Source organism: Mesocricetibacter intestinalis (assembly GCF_004363295.1).
GTDB classification, from domain to species: domain Bacteria; phylum Pseudomonadota; class Gammaproteobacteria; order Enterobacterales; family Pasteurellaceae; genus Mesocricetibacter; species Mesocricetibacter intestinalis.
In genome coordinates this window covers 26,735-41,448 of sequence record NZ_SNYQ01000006.1, presented here as the reverse complement: position 1 = coordinate 41,448, position 14,714 = coordinate 26,735, and the positions used below count along the sequence as shown (strand labels likewise).

Annotated in this window: 12 protein-coding genes; 9 read left to right on the top strand and 3 right to left on the bottom strand. The window is 45.7% G+C overall.

Translation table 11 applies throughout. The annotated features are described in order from the left end of the window. Both pntB and EDC45_RS07725 read left to right on the top strand, forming a co-directional pair. Nucleotides 1–1,464: a Re/Si-specific NAD(P)(+) transhydrogenase subunit beta gene (gene pntB / locus EDC45_RS07730; protein WP_133545137.1), complete on the top strand. Its 1,464-nt coding sequence runs from the start codon at nucleotides 1–3 to the stop codon at nucleotides 1,462–1,464. A gap of 79 nt (nucleotides 1,465–1,543) precedes the next feature. Continuing rightward, nucleotides 1,544–2,140 (top strand): DNA glycosylase, encoded by a 597-nt coding sequence (locus EDC45_RS07725; RefSeq protein WP_133545135.1) that lies wholly within the window; start codon nucleotides 1,544–1,546, stop codon nucleotides 2,138–2,140. Between the two features lie 61 nt (nucleotides 2,141–2,201). Here the strand turns inward: EDC45_RS07725 and ydiJ are convergent, their stop codons facing one another. Further along, nucleotides 2,202–5,303 (bottom strand): D-2-hydroxyglutarate dehydrogenase YdiJ, encoded by a 3,102-nt coding sequence (ydiJ, locus tag EDC45_RS07720; protein ID WP_133545133.1) that lies wholly within the window; start codon nucleotides 5,301–5,303, stop codon nucleotides 2,202–2,204. Between the two features lie 335 nt (nucleotides 5,304–5,638). Here ydiJ and ompA (EDC45_RS07715) point away from each other — a divergent pair, with 335 nt between their 5' ends. The 7 genes from ompA (EDC45_RS07715) (at nucleotide 5,639) to grxD (ending at nucleotide 11,921) form a co-directional block, all read left to right on the top strand. After that, nucleotides 5,639–6,691: a porin OmpA gene (gene ompA / locus EDC45_RS07715; RefSeq protein ID WP_133545131.1), complete on the top strand. Its 1,053-nt coding sequence runs from the start codon at nucleotides 5,639–5,641 to the stop codon at nucleotides 6,689–6,691. 312 nt (nucleotides 6,692–7,003) lie between these two features. After that, complete coding sequence (gene ompA, locus EDC45_RS07710; RefSeq protein ID WP_133545129.1) at nucleotides 7,004–8,053, top strand: porin OmpA; 1,050 nt, start codon at nucleotides 7,004–7,006, stop codon at nucleotides 8,051–8,053. Between the two features lie 421 nt (nucleotides 8,054–8,474). Continuing rightward, nucleotides 8,475–9,521, top strand: a complete 1,047-nt coding sequence (ompA, locus tag EDC45_RS07705; RefSeq protein WP_133545127.1) for a porin OmpA — start codon at nucleotides 8,475–8,477, stop codon at nucleotides 9,519–9,521. A gap of 93 nt (nucleotides 9,522–9,614) precedes the next feature. Continuing rightward, on the top strand, nucleotides 9,615–10,196 hold the full coding sequence (locus EDC45_RS07700) for a LemA family protein (protein WP_133545124.1): 582 nt from the start codon (nucleotides 9,615–9,617) through the stop codon (nucleotides 10,194–10,196). A 74-nt stretch (nucleotides 10,197–10,270) separates the two neighbouring features. Continuing rightward, nucleotides 10,271–10,711, top strand: a complete 441-nt coding sequence (locus EDC45_RS07695) for a TPM domain-containing protein (RefSeq protein WP_133545122.1) — start codon at nucleotides 10,271–10,273, stop codon at nucleotides 10,709–10,711. Beyond that, nucleotides 10,704–11,474: a TPM domain-containing protein gene (locus EDC45_RS07690; protein ID WP_133545120.1), complete on the top strand. Its 771-nt coding sequence runs from the start codon at nucleotides 10,704–10,706 to the stop codon at nucleotides 11,472–11,474. The genes EDC45_RS07695 and EDC45_RS07690 overlap by 8 nt, the downstream gene beginning before the upstream one ends. A gap of 120 nt (nucleotides 11,475–11,594) precedes the next feature. Beyond that, nucleotides 11,595–11,921: a Grx4 family monothiol glutaredoxin gene (gene grxD, locus EDC45_RS07685; RefSeq protein WP_133545118.1), complete on the top strand. Its 327-nt coding sequence runs from the start codon at nucleotides 11,595–11,597 to the stop codon at nucleotides 11,919–11,921. Between the two features lie 87 nt (nucleotides 11,922–12,008). On the opposite strand, the gene EDC45_RS07680 is transcribed toward grxD, so the two are convergent. Beyond that, the gene (locus EDC45_RS07680; protein WP_133545115.1) at nucleotides 12,009–14,075 is read right to left on the bottom strand and encodes a TonB-dependent siderophore receptor; all 2,067 of its coding nucleotides are present in this window, start codon (nucleotides 14,073–14,075) and stop codon (nucleotides 12,009–12,011) included. Nucleotides 14,076–14,297: 222 nt separating this feature from the next. Continuing rightward, a complete protein-coding gene (locus EDC45_RS07675; protein WP_133545113.1) occupies nucleotides 14,298–14,660 on the bottom strand; it encodes a YbaN family protein in 363 nt (120 codons plus the stop codon). Between the last annotated feature and the right edge of the window lie 54 nt (nucleotides 14,661–14,714).

Below are 14,714 nucleotides of genomic sequence, written 5' to 3'. Positions count from 1 at the left end.
ATGTCCGTAGGTTTAGTACAGGCGGCTTATATTGTTGCCGCATTACTTTTTATTATGAGTTTGGCCGGACTTTCTAAACATGAAACTGCAAAAGCCGGTTGTTGGTACGGTATCGTCGGTATGACGATAGCCTTGATCGCCACGGTTTTCGGCCCGGCGACAGAGGGACAGTTCTGGATTTTACTGGCCATGGCCATTGGTGCTGTGATTGGTATCCATCGCGCATTAAAAGTCGAAATGACGGAAATGCCGGAACTGGTGGCTATTTTGCACAGCTTCGTTGGTTTGGCCGCCGTGTTGGTGGGATTTAACAGCTTCGGGCTGCATATAACCCCTGTGTTTTCAATGCCTGAAGGGGTGGAATTGGTAACCGAAGCGGCTAAAGCCAAATTTGCCGCGGATCAGGCCGCTTTTGATGCGGAACAGGCAACCCTTGCCACAATTCATAATGTTGAAGTCTTTTTAGGTATTTTTATCGGGGCGGTTACCTTTACCGGTTCCATTGTCGCTTTCGGTAAATTGCGCGGAATTATTAATTCCAAAGCGCTGACTTTACCGCATCGGCATAAACTGAATTTGGCGGCCTTAGTAGTTTCCGCTTTGCTGATGATTGCGTTTTTGAATAATCCGCACAATATTTTCCCGTTATTACTGATGACGGCAATCTCACTGGCTTTCGGCTGGCATCTGGTGGCCTCTATCGGTGGTGCGGATATGCCGGTAGTGGTTTCCATGCTGAACTCCTATTCCGGTTGGGCGGCGGCGGCGGCGGGCTTTATGCTGGATAATGACCTGCTGATTGTAACCGGTGCCTTGGTGGGTTCTTCCGGTGCTATTCTTTCTTATATCATGTGTAAAGCGATGAACCGCTCCTTTATCAGTGTTATCGCCGGCGGTTTCGGTAATGATCCGGTGGCTTCCTCCGCTGAGGAGCAAGGCGAACATCGTGAAACCACGGCGGAAGAAGTGGCGGAACTGCTGAAAAATGCAAGTTCGGTGATTATTACCCCGGGATACGGTATGGCGGTAGCTCAGGCTCAATATCCGGTAGCGGAAATTACCCAGAAGCTGCGCGACCGCGGTATCAACGTGCGTTTCGGTATTCATCCTGTGGCCGGTCGTTTACCGGGGCATATGAACGTTCTGTTGGCGGAAGCCAAGGTGCCTTATGATATCGTACTGGAAATGGATGAAATCAATGAAGATTTCGCCGATACCGATGTCGTATTGGTAATAGGTGCCAACGATACGGTGAACCCTGCGGCCTTAGACGATCCTAACAGTCCGATTGCCGGTATGCCGGTGCTGGAAGTTTGGAAGGCACAGAATGTTATTGTGTTTAAACGTTCAATGGCGGTCGGTTATGCCGGTGTTCAGAATCCGCTGTTCTTTAAAGAAAATACGCAAATGCTGTTCGGTGATGCGAAAGAAAGAGTGGACGATATTCTGAAAGCGTTGAATTAGCCCAAAAAAACTCTTCAAAAAAATGACCGCACTTTAGTTAGGAAGTGCGGTTCATTTTTTGTTAAAGGGAACAATATTTATGTCAGAAGAAAATTTAATCGTAGAAACTCATCCTTTTCCCCCCCTATTACCGCCGCAGGCCAGAGTTATGATGATGGGGACTTTTCCGCCCACGGCGGATAAACGCTGTATGGAATTTCATTACCCGAATTTTCAGAATGATATGTGGCGTATTTACGGTCTGGTATTTTTTGATAACCCTCAATATTTTCAGGTTAAAGGTGAAAAACGTTTTGATCCGGAACGGATTAAAGCTTTTTTGTACGAACGGGGGATCGCTTCCTGTCCCACGGTATGGAAAGCGATTCGCGGGCAGGGTAACGCTTCCGATAAATTTTTAAAGATTGTCGAAGTGGTGCCTTTGGAGCAGGTATTGATGAAGATACCTCATTGCCGCTGGCTGTTTACTACCGGCGGTAAAGCGACAGAAGCTTTATTCAGTCTGATACCGGATAAGCTGAAAGAACCTAAAACCAATGAATATATTGATTTCCCCTATAAGGACTACGGGCTGAAACTATATCGCGTCCCTTCCAGTTCCAGAGCCTATCCGCTCAGTCTTGAAAAGAAGGCGCAAGCCTATGAGAACTTTTTCCGTTTGGCGGGTATTCTTTAAGAATCGCAGATTGAACAATAACTAAAGGCGGGTTTCCCCGCCTTGATTTTAGCATTTCCGGTTAGCGCAATAGGCTTAGTAAAGCCTGTAGCGGATGCTTAGGTTGCCATTGTTCGAAACGTTTCACCTGACTACGGCAGGAATATCCGGTGGCAAGGCATTGTTCAGGCGCTTTCCCGGCCAGTTTTTGCGCCCAAGAAGCCTGATAAATAGCTTTTGACATTTGCTGATTCGGGGTTTCATGCCCGAATACCCCGGCCATACCGCAGCAGCCGACTTTTTCCACCTGCAATTGCTGATTAAATAACGCAAAAATCTGTTGCCATTCCTTCGCACTATTCGGCATCGCGGTAGTTTCCGTGCAGTGCGGAAATAGGTACCAGTCTGCAGGCGAGGTTTCCGTTTCCGACATATGCCGATTTTTATTTGGGTTTTTTAGTCTGCTTCGTACCTCTTCGCCCTTTAACGCGGTTTTTAACCATTCATGGGCGGTAATCACCTGAAAATCGCCGCGCTGTGGGCCTAGTATTTCCCTGTATTCATCTCGGTAGGAGAGTACAATTGCGGGATCAACCCCCACCAGCGGCAGAGATAGCGCCGCCATTCGGTTTAGAAATTCGGCCTGATTTTTTGCGGTTTTTGCGAATTGCCGTAAAAAACCTTTAATGTGCATGGCCTTACCATTGGGTTTAAAGGGCAGAACTACGGGTTTAAAGCCGAGCTTTTGGGCCAGTGCCACAAAATCGCTAACGACTTTTGCGTCATAGTAAGAAGTATAGGGGTCTTGTACGATCAGCAGCATATTTTGCTTGGCTTCATCGCTTAGGCTCTCAAGTTGTTCAAGGGAATGGCCTTGGTAACCGATTTCAACCAGTTGCTGCTGCAGATTCGGTGTTGACAGCAGGGGTAAATCGGTCATTCCCAAACCGAAAGCTACCGCTGCCCGTACGGGGCGGGCGCGGGTAAAAAAGTTAAAGAATTTTGGCTGCTTAGCCAGATAGGGGGCGGTTTTTTCCAAATTCGCCACTACATAATCTTTCAACGGGCGCGGGTAGCGGCCGTAGTAAAAATAGAAAAATTTCGCACGGAAACTTGCCACATCGATTTTTATCGGGCATTGGCTGGCACAGGCTTTACAGGCCAAACAGGTATCCATTGCCGCTTTAACTTCATGGCTGAAGTCGTATTCTTTGCCTTTATACAGATAATGACGAATTTTATGTATGAAATCCCTTAACTTGATCTCCGAGGTACGGAAATCCAGTTGGGCAGGGGTAACCTTTTGTTCTGCCAACAGGCGTAACCATTCGCGTATCATGGCCGCCCGGCCTTTCGGCGAATAGATCCGATTTTTACTGACTTTCATGGAAGGGCACATGGTGCTGTGGGCATCAAAATTAAAACATAAACCGTTGCCGTTACAATTCATTGCGCCTGAAAATTCTTCGCGTATTGCCAGCGGGATTATGCGGTCGTAATCGGCGCGCATTGGCGACAGAATATCGTACAGTTCATGTTCGCCTTCCAGAGGAGTACAGATTTTTCCCGGATTTAAGCGGTTATGGGGATCAAAGAGGTATTTTATATAGCGTAATTCACGCCATAATTCCGGCGTAAAGAATTTTTCGCCATAACGGGAACGCATTCCTTTTCCATGCTCCCCCCAAATCAAACCGCCGTATTTTTTAGTGAGATTTGCTACCTGATCGGAAATACGCTTAAGCAGCTGAACCTGCTCCCTATCGCACAGATCCAAGGCGGGACGAACATGTAATACCCCGGCGTCCACATGGCCGAACATACCGTATTGCAGATGATGGCTATCCAATAATGCTCTGAACTCCGTAATATAATCGGCGAGGTGTTCGGGCGGTACGCAGCTGTCTTCCACAAAGGCTATGGGTTTTGCCGCTCCCTTCGCATTGCCCAGCAGACCGACGGCTTTTTTGCGCATCGCATAAATACGTTCGATCGAGGAAGGATCGGAAGTGATCTGGTAACCGATGATATTATCTTCACCGGCGGTGATTTTTTGGCTCAGACGGCGACATAATTCTTCAACCTGAGTTTCAATCAATTGCTTGTTATTGCCGGCGTATTCCACAATATTTAGGCCTAAAATAGGATCTTCCTTATGTTCCGTCAGTAATTCGCTGACGGAATGCCAAATAATATCTTCTTTTGCCAGATTCAATACTTTGGAGTCTAGGGTTTCTACCGATAGGGCTTTGGCCTTCACCATAAAGGGCGCATTACGCAGGGCTGCATCAAAGGAACGGTATTTTACGTTAATCAGCGTTCGGTATTTAGGGATTGGGGTCAGATCCAAAGTAGCTTCGCAGATAAAGGCCAGCGAACCTTCGGAACCGGTAAGAATACGGCTTAGGTTAAATTCGCTTTCGTCATGGTTAAACAGGTTTTTTAGGTCATAACCGGTGAGAAACCGGTTAAGTTGAGGCAAATCTTGAATAATTTGCTGACGTTTTTCTTTGCAGCGTTGAAAAATTTCATGATGCAGGCGGCGTCCCGTCGTGGTGAGGGAAAGCGACTGTAGGTTTTGATTAAAACCTTCGGTTTTAATCGCCTTTGTATCCAAAATTTCGCCATTGATCAGAACCGCACGCAAACCGAGAACATGATCGGAGGTTTTGCCATATTGTAATGATCCCTGACCGGAGGCATCGGTATTGATCATACCGCCCAGAGTGGCTCGGTTACTGGTGGAAAGCTCAGGTGCGAAAAACAAGCCGTAGGGCTTCAGAAAGCGGTTAAGTTGATCTTTGACTACGCCGGTCTGAACTCTGACCCAGCGCTGCTCCGTATTCAGCTCCAGAATTCCGGTCATGTGGCGGGAAAAGTCCACCAGGATATTATTATTCAACGCCTGTCCGTTGGTTCCCGTGCCGCCGCCGCGCGGAGTGAAGCTCAGGGATTGATATTCAGGACGTTGCGCCAGTTTGGTGATTCGAACCACGTCGGCCACGGATTTCGGAAACAAAATCGCCTGCGGCAGTTGCTGGTAAACGCTGTTATCCGTGGCCAAGCTTAGTCGATCCGCATAAGAACAAGCGATATCGCCGCTAAAGTGCTGGCTGCGCAGATTGTCTAAATAGTCGGCAACCGCAGGATTCAGTTCGGGGATGTTTTTTAAACGGGGTAACATGATGGTTGTGCTCGTAATAGTTATAATCTGCTTAAATTCTAGCATATAGATTTATAATTAACATGAGGAAAAATCCGATTGCGCAAACGGAAATGATAGAGAGAGGTAAACTGAAATTATTTAATATGATTTTTTATTTATGTGTAAGATTATAGTTGCCTTTATTTTGATTACATTTAATAATACATTAATTTTTAACGGAATTAATTAAAGATAAGGGCATACATCCTTTGAATCCGTTCTTGAAACCTAGGTCAAGGTACAAACTGAGCCGGGATTTTTTACTGAGATGTTTATTTTCGGCAAGAATTATTAACTAAACAGAGGAAAATACAATGAAAAAAACAGCAATCGCATTAGCTGTCGCCGGTTTGGCCGTTGCTTCAGCTGCCCATGCCGCTCCGCAGGCAAATACTTTTTATGTCGGTGCCAAAGCCGGTTGGGCTTCATTTCATGACGGGCTGAAATATCATTCCGAACTTTTGGGCGAGGACTTCGGTTATTTACGCAATTCCGTTACTTACGGTCTATTTGGGGGTTATCAGTTTACGGAGAATTTTGCCCTTGAATTGGGATATGATGATTTCGGACGAGCCAAATTCCGTCAAAACGGAATAACAACGGATAAACATACCGCTCATGGCGCGCATCTAAGCTTAAAGGCAAGTTACCCGCTGATTGAAGGTCTGGATGTTTATGCCCGCGTCGGTGCGGCCTTGGTTCGTTCCGATTATAAAATTTATACGCCGGAAGGACCTTTCGAAGGCGATCAGAATAGCTTAAAAGTTTCCCCGTTATTTGCCGGCGGTGTGGAATATAGTTTACCTTCATTACCGGAATTAGCCTTCCGTGTGGAATATCAATGGTTGAATAAAGTCGGTAAATTTGAGGAGGAAGAGGGGGGCCGCTTCGATTATACCCCGAGTATCGGTGCGGTAACCGCTGGTTTATCTTATCGTTTTGGTCAGGGAGCGGCGCCGGTTGCTGCGGAAGTCGTCAATAAAGCTTTTACGCTGAATTCCGATGTAACTTTTGCTTTTGACAAAGCCAAGTTGAAACCGGAAGCCCATCAGGTGTTAGATGGCGTATATGCGGAGATCAATCAGCTTAAGGCTCCTCAAGTTAAGGTTGCCGGCTATACCGATCGTATCGGTTCCGAAGCCTATAATATGAAATTATCCCAGCAGCGTGCGCAAAGCGTTGCCAACTATTTGGTGGCTAAGGGGGTAGCGCAGCAGGATATCAGCGCGACGGGTTATGGCAAAGCGGATCCCGTTACCGCCAATAATTGCGATGGGGTGAAAGGGCGTAAGGCGTTGATTGCCTGCCTTGCACCGGATCGCCGTGTTGAAATTTCCGTTAAGGGTAACAGAGAAATTACGATGTAATTATTTTCTCAGCATTATATACTGTCCTACAGTAAAGCCCGGTTTTACCACCGGGTTTTTTTGTTCTTTATCGTTTATTTTTTGAGCAATTAAAAGCCTGAAATTTGCTTTTATCTTAATTAACGTTGATAATTCAAAGGCTTGATAAGCCTGGAAATTCTGAAAAATCCAGTGTGCTATTCTAAAAACGCTGTTTTTCGGGTTTTGTTTTGTTCTTTCAAGCTTAAGGATAAGGAAGAACGCGTAAGCGTTCGTTTCGGTCGTCAGTCGGCCGAAATAGAATGTTATTGATAACAAACAGAGGACAATGCAATGAAAAAAACTGCACTCGCATTAGCTATTTCAGCAACTATTATTGTTCCGTCGGTACAGGCCGCGGCACAGGCAAATACTTTTTATGTCGGTGCCAAGGCTGGTTGGGCATCCCTTCATGAAGGATTTAAATACCATTCCGAACGTTTTGGCAGTGATTTCGGTTATTTACGTAATTCCGTTACTTACGGCATATTCGGCGGTTATCAGATCAGCGATAACTTTGCGCTCGAACTGGGCTATGATGATTTTGGCCGCGCCCGCTTCCGTAAGAATGGGGAAACTATTATTAAGCACGGCAATCATGGTGCGCATTTAAATTTAAAGGCGAGTTATCCGGTTGTTGAAGGACTGGATGTTTATGCCCGTGTCGGCGCAGCATTGATTCGTTCCGACTATATAGGTTATTCCGGACAACGACGCACGGATCGTGCACATTCTTTGAAGGTTTCTCCGCTATTTGCCGGCGGGCTTGAATATAGCTTCGCTTCATTGCCTGAGTTGGCATTTCGCCTTGAATATCAATGGGTGAATAAGGTCGGAAAACTTGAGGATAAGCGCGGTGAACGTATTGATTATACGCCTCATATAGGTTCGGTCAGTGCGGGAATTTCTTATCGCTTCGGACAGGGAGCGACTCCGGCAGCTGCAGAAGTTATGTATAAAACCTTTAGTTTAAATTCTGACGTAACCTTTGATTTCGCCAAAGCAAGTTTGAAACCCGAAGCAAGAATAGTGCTAGATGGGATCTTTGCCGAAATATCTCAGATCCGTACTTCACAGATTGCAGTGGCGGGCTATACGGATCGCATCGGTTCCGATGCTTATAATCTGAAATTATCACAACAGCGGGCCCAGACAGTTAGCGATTATTTAACTGCGAAGGGAATTTCCTCGCAGATAATCAGTAGCAGCGGTTATGGTAAATCCGCACCGGTAACCGGACATAGTTGCGATAATATTGCCGGCCGTAAAGCACTTATTGCCTGCCTTGCTCCGGATCGCCGAGTCGAAATCACCGTTAAGGGACAGCGCGAGATTACCATGTAACCCCTGTAATCCGCTTGGTACAGAAATAAATCATTTATTCTGCCTATAACTGCAAAAGCCTAATCCTATTCGGGAGCGGGCTTTTTTATTTGGATCGGATCTTTGGGCGATAAAGGAAAAATAATGAAAGATTTTGATTAAAAAATAATCTAAAAAATTAAATTCTATTTGATTTTATCAAATTATGTATAGATAATACGCTCACTTTTGAGAACTTTCCCTCTTTGCTGTGGGAAAAGCGTTTTGCAAAAGGCTAATGAGAGTGTTAAACTCTTCTACGATCAATCTTAGTTGTCATATAAGTGAAAATAACTTCTTATTTACGGACTAAGATCGGGGGCGCATTTATGCGCCGGGATTTCGGCCTTTGGGCTGATAATTTATAAATAAGATGACTGGATTACTTAAGAGGATCATCAAAATGAAAAAAACTGCAATCGCATTAGCAATCGCTGGTTTAGCAGTAGCCTCAGCAGCACAAGCTGCTCCACAAGCAAATACATTCTATGCCGGCGCCCGTGTGGGTTGGGCATCATTCCATGATGGCGTAGATGATTTTAAATCTGCTGATTCAAGCGTAAAATCAAATTCTGTAACCTATGGTGTTTTCGGTGGTTATCAGATCATCGATAATTTAGCGGTAGAATTGGGTTATGATCACTACGGTACAATGAAAGTAACCAACCCTGATGCTAAAGCTGATAAATTCACTAACCACGGTGTAAACTTAAGCTTAAAACCTAGCTATGATTTAGGTAACTTAACTCCAGTTTTAGAAGGCTTGGACGCTTATGCCCGTGTCGGTGCTGCATTAATCCGTAGCGATGTTAAAGCCTATGAGGCTGATGGCAGCAAAGTTACCGGCCACTCATTAAAAGTATCTCCGGTGTTTGCCGCAGGTCTTGAATATGCTATCCCAGGCTTCACTGATTTAGCTGCACGTGTTGAATATCAGTGGATCAACGGTGTTGGTAAAGATCAGAAATGGTCTGGCAACGATGGTGCAGACTTCACTCCAGATATCGGTTCTGTAACCTTCGGTTTATCTTACCGTTTCGGTCAGGGCGCTCCGGTAGTTCCTGAAGTTGTAAACAAAACTTTCACATTAAACTCTGATGTAACTTTCGGTTTTGACAAAGCAAGCTTAAAACCTGAAGCACAGAACGTATTAGACGGCGTTTACGGTGAAATCGCTCAGGTTAAATCTGCACAGGTTGCTGTAGCAGGTTACACAGACCGTATCGGTTCCGAAGCTTACAACCTGAAATTATCTCAACAGCGTGCTGAAACCGTAGCAAACTACTTAGTTTCTAAAGGTATCGCTCAGCAGGATATCAGCGCTACCGGTTACGGTAAAGCTAACCCTGTAACTGGCAGCACTTGTGATGCGGTTAAAGGTCGTAAAGCGCTTATCGCTTGTTTAGCACCGGATCGTCGTGTTGAAATCGCAGTAAAAGGTACTAAATAATCATTTACCGGTTAATCGGTAATGTTATTTTTATTAAGACCTAAACATAATGTTTAGGTCTTTTGTTTATGGGCAGAAATTTAGGAATAGCAAATGAAAAAATGGCTGATTGTCATTATTGCCGCCGTAGTTATTGGTTTTAGCCTGATGTCCGGCTATAACGGTTTGGTAAAAGCGGAAGAGGAAATTGATTCCGTATGGGCGAATGTAGAATCCGTTTATCAGCGTCGCGCCGATTTGATCCCTAATCTGGTAAATACGGTGAAAGGGCAGGCAAATTTTGAAAAAGACACCTTAACCGAGGTTGTGGAAGCTCGGGCCAAAGCGACTCAAACCAAAATTGATCCGGCTAATATGACGGATGCACAGCTGGCTGAATTTCAGCAAAATCAAAATGCGGTGGGGAGCGCTTTATCCCGTTTGCTGGTTAGTGTGGAACGCTATCCGGAATTAAAAGCCCATGAGGGTTTTATGAATTTACAGGTTCAGCTGGAAGGTACTGAAAACCGGATTAATGTGGCCCGCAATAAGTTTAACGAAGCTGCGAAAATCTATAATCAGAAAGTACGCCAGTTCCCGACTAAATTTATTGCATTGATTTTCGGTTTTAAGGATAAACCTTATTTCAAATCAGCGGCAGGTGCTGAAAATGCCCCTAGCGTCAGTTTTGATTAAAATTACAGGCACGGATTTTCGTGCCTTTTTAATCTGAAAGGCCGGATTCCGGCATAAGGTTATCAGGTAGGATTATGTCTTTATTTTCAATGCCCTTTGATAAAACACAGATTGAGCGGGCCATAGCGCAGGCGGAACAAAAAACTTCGGCGGAATTGCGCGTATATATCGAACCTCGGATGGCGGAGGATTCTTCCTCTTGTTTTGAGCGGGGGTTACAGTTATTTCGTCAGCTGGAGATGGAAAATACGGCGGAACGCAACGGGGTTTTAATCTATATCGCTTATGCGGACAGAGCTTGTGCCATTATCGGCGACTGTAATATTCACCATTATGTGGGACAGTCCTTCTGGCAGCAGCAATATAGCTTAATGGCGGAAGATTTCGCCGCCGGGCGTTACAATCAAGGAATGCAGGCGGTGATTGAGCGTATTGCCGAAGTTTTGGCGCGCTATTTCCCTTATCAGCCGGAAGATCGTAACGAATTGCCCGATGAGGTGATTATCAATGAATAAATTGCTTAAAAGAGCGGTATTTTTTTGCTTACTTTTTTTCGGGGGAGCAAGTTTTGCCGTTACTTTTCCGCCGACTCCCGAACCTTTTAGCTATGTGAATGATTATACGCGCACATTGAGCGCTACGGACAAGCAGCTACTGGAACATAAACTCAGCGAATATGGGCGCGAAACCAGTTCGCAAATCGCCGTAGTTATTATTCCCTCGACTCAGGAATATGAAATTTCGGATTATACCTTTGCCCTCGGCGATAGATGGGGGATAGGACGTAAACAGCTGAATAACGGCGTGCTGATGCTGATTGCGAAAAATGATCGTAAGGTCTTTATTGCTACCGGACAGGGGTTGGAAGGGGTATTGCCCGATGCTTTTTTGGCTCAGGTAATTCGACGTACGCTTCTGCCTTACTTTAAGCAGGGGCAATATGCACAAGGTATAGATGCGGCATTAAATGAAATAATAGCCGCCTCAAAAGGGGAATTTGACGCCGCAGCCGCTACACAGGGGTTGCAACAATATATCCCCTATTTGATTATTGCCTTGTTTATTTTATTTATTGTGCTGGGAGAAATCGGCCAGCGGCGTCGGCCTTATCTTAGTCCGAGTGCCAATCATCAGTTGCAAAGCGCTATACGCCGTTCCGTACTAAATCGGCGCGGGGGCGGCAACGGCGGATTCGGTGGTGGCGGATTCGGCGGCGGTTCCGGCGGTGGTTTCGGTGGCGGAAGTTTCGGCGGAGGCGGAGCCGGCGGTAGCTGGTAGGCGATGTTTTTAGCAAATGCGGCGAATGATAGTTGATAGTTTTAGTCGGACTATTGGTGGGAGATAAAGCTTATGCTAAAATGCCCAAGGTTGAAATTTTAGTGAGAAGGAAGGAATACAATGGAAACCTTAGAAAAGATCAAAAAACAAATTGCGGAAAATCCGATTTTAATTTACATGAAAGGTTCGCCGAAGTTACCGGCCTGCGGTTTTTCCGCACGAGCGGCCGAAGCCTTGATTAATTGCCAGGTGCCTTTCGGTTATGTGGATATTCTGCAACATGCCGATGTACGCGCCGAATTACCGAAATTTGCCAATTGGCCGACCTTTCCGCAATTATGGGTGGAAGGCGAGTTAATCGGCGGTTGTGATATTATGCTGGAAATGTATCAATCCGGCGAGTTGCAAAGCTTGCTACAGCAAGTGGCCGCAAAACAGCAGGATTAATCCGGATTAAAAAACCTCGTTAATATTTAACGAGGTTTTTTGTCTATTTTTCGGACCGCACTTTAGCCTAAAGTGCGGTCTTTTTGATTAGAATTTATAGCTGATGCTTGCTACCGCACTGATACCTTCCGCATAGTAGCAATAATAGTCGCATCCGGCCAGGTATTTACGGTTAGCCAGATTATTAATATTGAGCTGCGAAACCAGATTTTCGCTCAAATTGTAGCGGGCGAAGAGATCCACCAGCGTTGCGGAGGAAATTTTCTTACCGGCATAAAGGGAACCCGCATCGGAAACGCTGTTGCCTATATAACGAACACCGGCACCGGCCGTCAGCTTCTGGTTAAACTGATAGGAAATACGGCCTGAGGCGCTATGTTTAGGAATTAACGGGCGCATTACATTACCGCCGGCACCTTGGGTTTGGGCTTGCAGATAAGTATAGGCGATAACGGCGTTGAGCTTTTCGCTAAGATTTAAGTTGGCCTGCAATTCCGCACCTTTGCGTTTAATCGGATCGGCACTGCTTATGGTATTACCTAATCCCTGCCCGATTAACGCCCCTTTGTCCTTAGCTTTGAAGAAGGCGAGGGAAATTGTTCCTTCCACCCAACTCGGCATATATTTTACGCCCACTTCATGTTGTTTGGTGATATTCGGATCATACAATGTTTGATTACCGCTCAGACCGTTCGGCATGGTAAAGGCTTCCGTATAAGCATAATAAGGATTAAGCCCCAGGTCGTTATAATACATGACTGCAGCGGAGTAGGAGGTATGATCTTTTTTCACTTCCTGAGTGTATGTGGACTCGCTGTTATGTACTTTATCATGGCGCAGTCCTAAGCTTAATCCCAGGGTATTCCACAGGGTTGCGGCATTTTGCAGATAATAACCCTGTTGGCGGGATTTAATCAGAATTCTCGGCGCCTTACTGACATCTTGCGGACTGCCGTAACTGGCCGCAGGATTCAAAATATTTACCTTACTCGTTGTTCCGAATTGATAGTAGAAGGCATCGAATTTCTGATGGCGGTAATCAAATCCCGCTACTAAGGTGTTTTCCAACCAATCGTTGTTATATTTCCAACTGATCCGGTTGTCTAGGCTGTGGCTGCGAGCGGTTCCGTCGTTATAGGTGAGGCTGCGGGTAATATCATAACTGTCTGTAAAGGGCAATGGATTGTATGCGCTATCATATAGAGAGGGCCATACATAAGCGCTTTGATGATGGCTGCCCATATGCTGATAGCGGTAATTCTGCCGGAAGGAAATTCCATTGCCGAAGTCATGGGTAAATTCATATCCTATAGTGCGAACCAGATTTTTTTCGTTATCCTGAGTCGGATCGCCTAAGTTGCTGTGCGGCGAGATTTTTCCTGCCGGGGTAGCGACCAGAGAACCGCTTTGCGGAACAAAGTTGGAACTCGGGGTGCCGACGTTTTTCAGATAACTGGCCAGTATCGTTAAGTTAGTTTTATCGGAAATATCCCAGGCGATGCTCGGGGCAAAATAATAGCTTTCCGAATAGGTTCCCGCCCATTCACCGCCCGCATGACGATAAGCACCCACCAGACGGTAACGTAAACTGTTATCCTCATTCAGAGCGCCGGTATAATCAATTCCCGTACCACGCTGATTTTTGTTACCGAAATGGGTACTGATTTCCCCTTTACCGACCGATTCTTTATGCGGGCGTTTACTGATGTAGTTAATAAGACCGCCGGAATTGGCGGCGCCGAAAGCCATGGAGTCCGCTCCTTTAATCACCTCCACCGCTTCCAGGCCGAAGGTTTCTATTTGAGGTGTGAAAAATCCCTGATTCAGGGCCGGCATTCCGTCAATAGCTTGGCTGGCCTCGGTACCGCGCAGGCGAAACCAGTTGGTATTGGTATCGCTGCCGAAAACCTGATTAGTGAATCCCGCCTGGTAACGGCCGATTTCATCTGCTTTATCCGCGCCTTCTAAGCGCATTTCCCCTTCGTTTATCACTAGCGCGGATTTGGCCTGATTAAAGGGTTGGATTTCCAGCTTATTCATGCTGCCCACCACTTCGATTTCCTCAAGTTGGCCGGATTGTTGTTGCGCCGCGGCGGAATTTAAAGCAAATAGCACTGCACCCGCTATGGCGCTGTAGATAAAGTTTTTTTTCATAAAGGTTCCTATGCTTAGGTTAGGCCGGATCCGTTAAGCGGCGGTACCTGAGATTAAGGCTTGTGGCGAAATGGCGCCGCTGCGGAGTTTATTAAGTGAACAGCCCGCTCATTTTTTGTCATTAATCATCAGGGGCTGCTGAAAAGCGCACGAATTCTATATGAAAACTATTCTTATTTCAATTAATTTTGAGCGGGGTAAAAGGGGGATTGAAAGGCGAGGTTATTCCCGCACGGTTTTTATCCAGTATAGGAATACCCAGTATTTTATCAACAGTACGGCGGCAATTAGGCTTTTGCCGATAACTCCGGGGGTGAAATAAAAGCCGATCAACAATACGGTTGTCGCAATTGTCAGAATATAGGTTTTGGCTTTTTTACTTAATGCGCGCTGTTCGCTGAAACTTTGCAGATGATTGCGATAAAGCCCTGTTTGGGTAAACCAATGGTGCAAGCGGGGAGAACTTTTGGAGAAAAAATAGAGGGTCGCAAGCAGGAAAGGCGTCGCCGGCAGACCGGGCAGAATTACGCCCAGAATGCCTAATCCCAGGCAAATAATACCGCATAAAATATAAATAATTTTCATTTCCATACCCTGCAAAGATTAAAACGCCTTGATTATCCCCGATTTTTTCACTTT

Bases quoted from the DNA above. Each gene is read 5' to 3' on its own strand.
- EDC45_RS07695 (WP_133545122.1), top strand. From the start codon at position 10,271: ATGTCTTTATTTTCAATGCCCTTTGATAAAACACAGATTGAGCGGGCC.
- ompA (WP_133545131.1), top strand. From the start codon at position 5,639: ATGAAAAAAACAGCAATCGCATTAGCTGTCGCCGGTTTGGCCGTTGCT.
- ompA (WP_133545129.1), top strand. From the start codon at position 7,004: ATGAAAAAAACTGCACTCGCATTAGCTATTTCAGCAACTATTATTGTT.
- EDC45_RS07700 (WP_133545124.1), top strand. From the start codon at position 9,615: ATGAAAAAATGGCTGATTGTCATTATTGCCGCCGTAGTTATTGGTTTT.
- ydiJ (WP_133545133.1), bottom strand. From the start codon at position 5,303: ATGTTACCCCGTTTAAAAAACATCCCCGAACTGAATCCTGCGGTTGCC.
- pntB (WP_133545137.1), top strand. From the start codon at position 1: ATGTCCGTAGGTTTAGTACAGGCGGCTTATATTGTTGCCGCATTACTT.
- EDC45_RS07675 (WP_133545113.1), bottom strand. From the start codon at position 14,660: ATGAAAATTATTTATATTTTATGCGGTATTATTTGCCTGGGATTAGGC.
- ompA (WP_133545127.1), top strand. From the start codon at position 8,475: ATGAAAAAAACTGCAATCGCATTAGCAATCGCTGGTTTAGCAGTAGCC.
- EDC45_RS07690 (WP_133545120.1), top strand. From the start codon at position 10,704: ATGAATAAATTGCTTAAAAGAGCGGTATTTTTTTGCTTACTTTTTTTC.
- EDC45_RS07725 (WP_133545135.1), top strand. From the start codon at position 1,544: ATGTCAGAAGAAAATTTAATCGTAGAAACTCATCCTTTTCCCCCCCTA.
- grxD (WP_133545118.1), top strand. From the start codon at position 11,595: ATGGAAACCTTAGAAAAGATCAAAAAACAAATTGCGGAAAATCCGATT.
- EDC45_RS07680 (WP_133545115.1), bottom strand. From the start codon at position 14,075: ATGAAAAAAAACTTTATCTACAGCGCCATAGCGGGTGCAGTGCTATTT.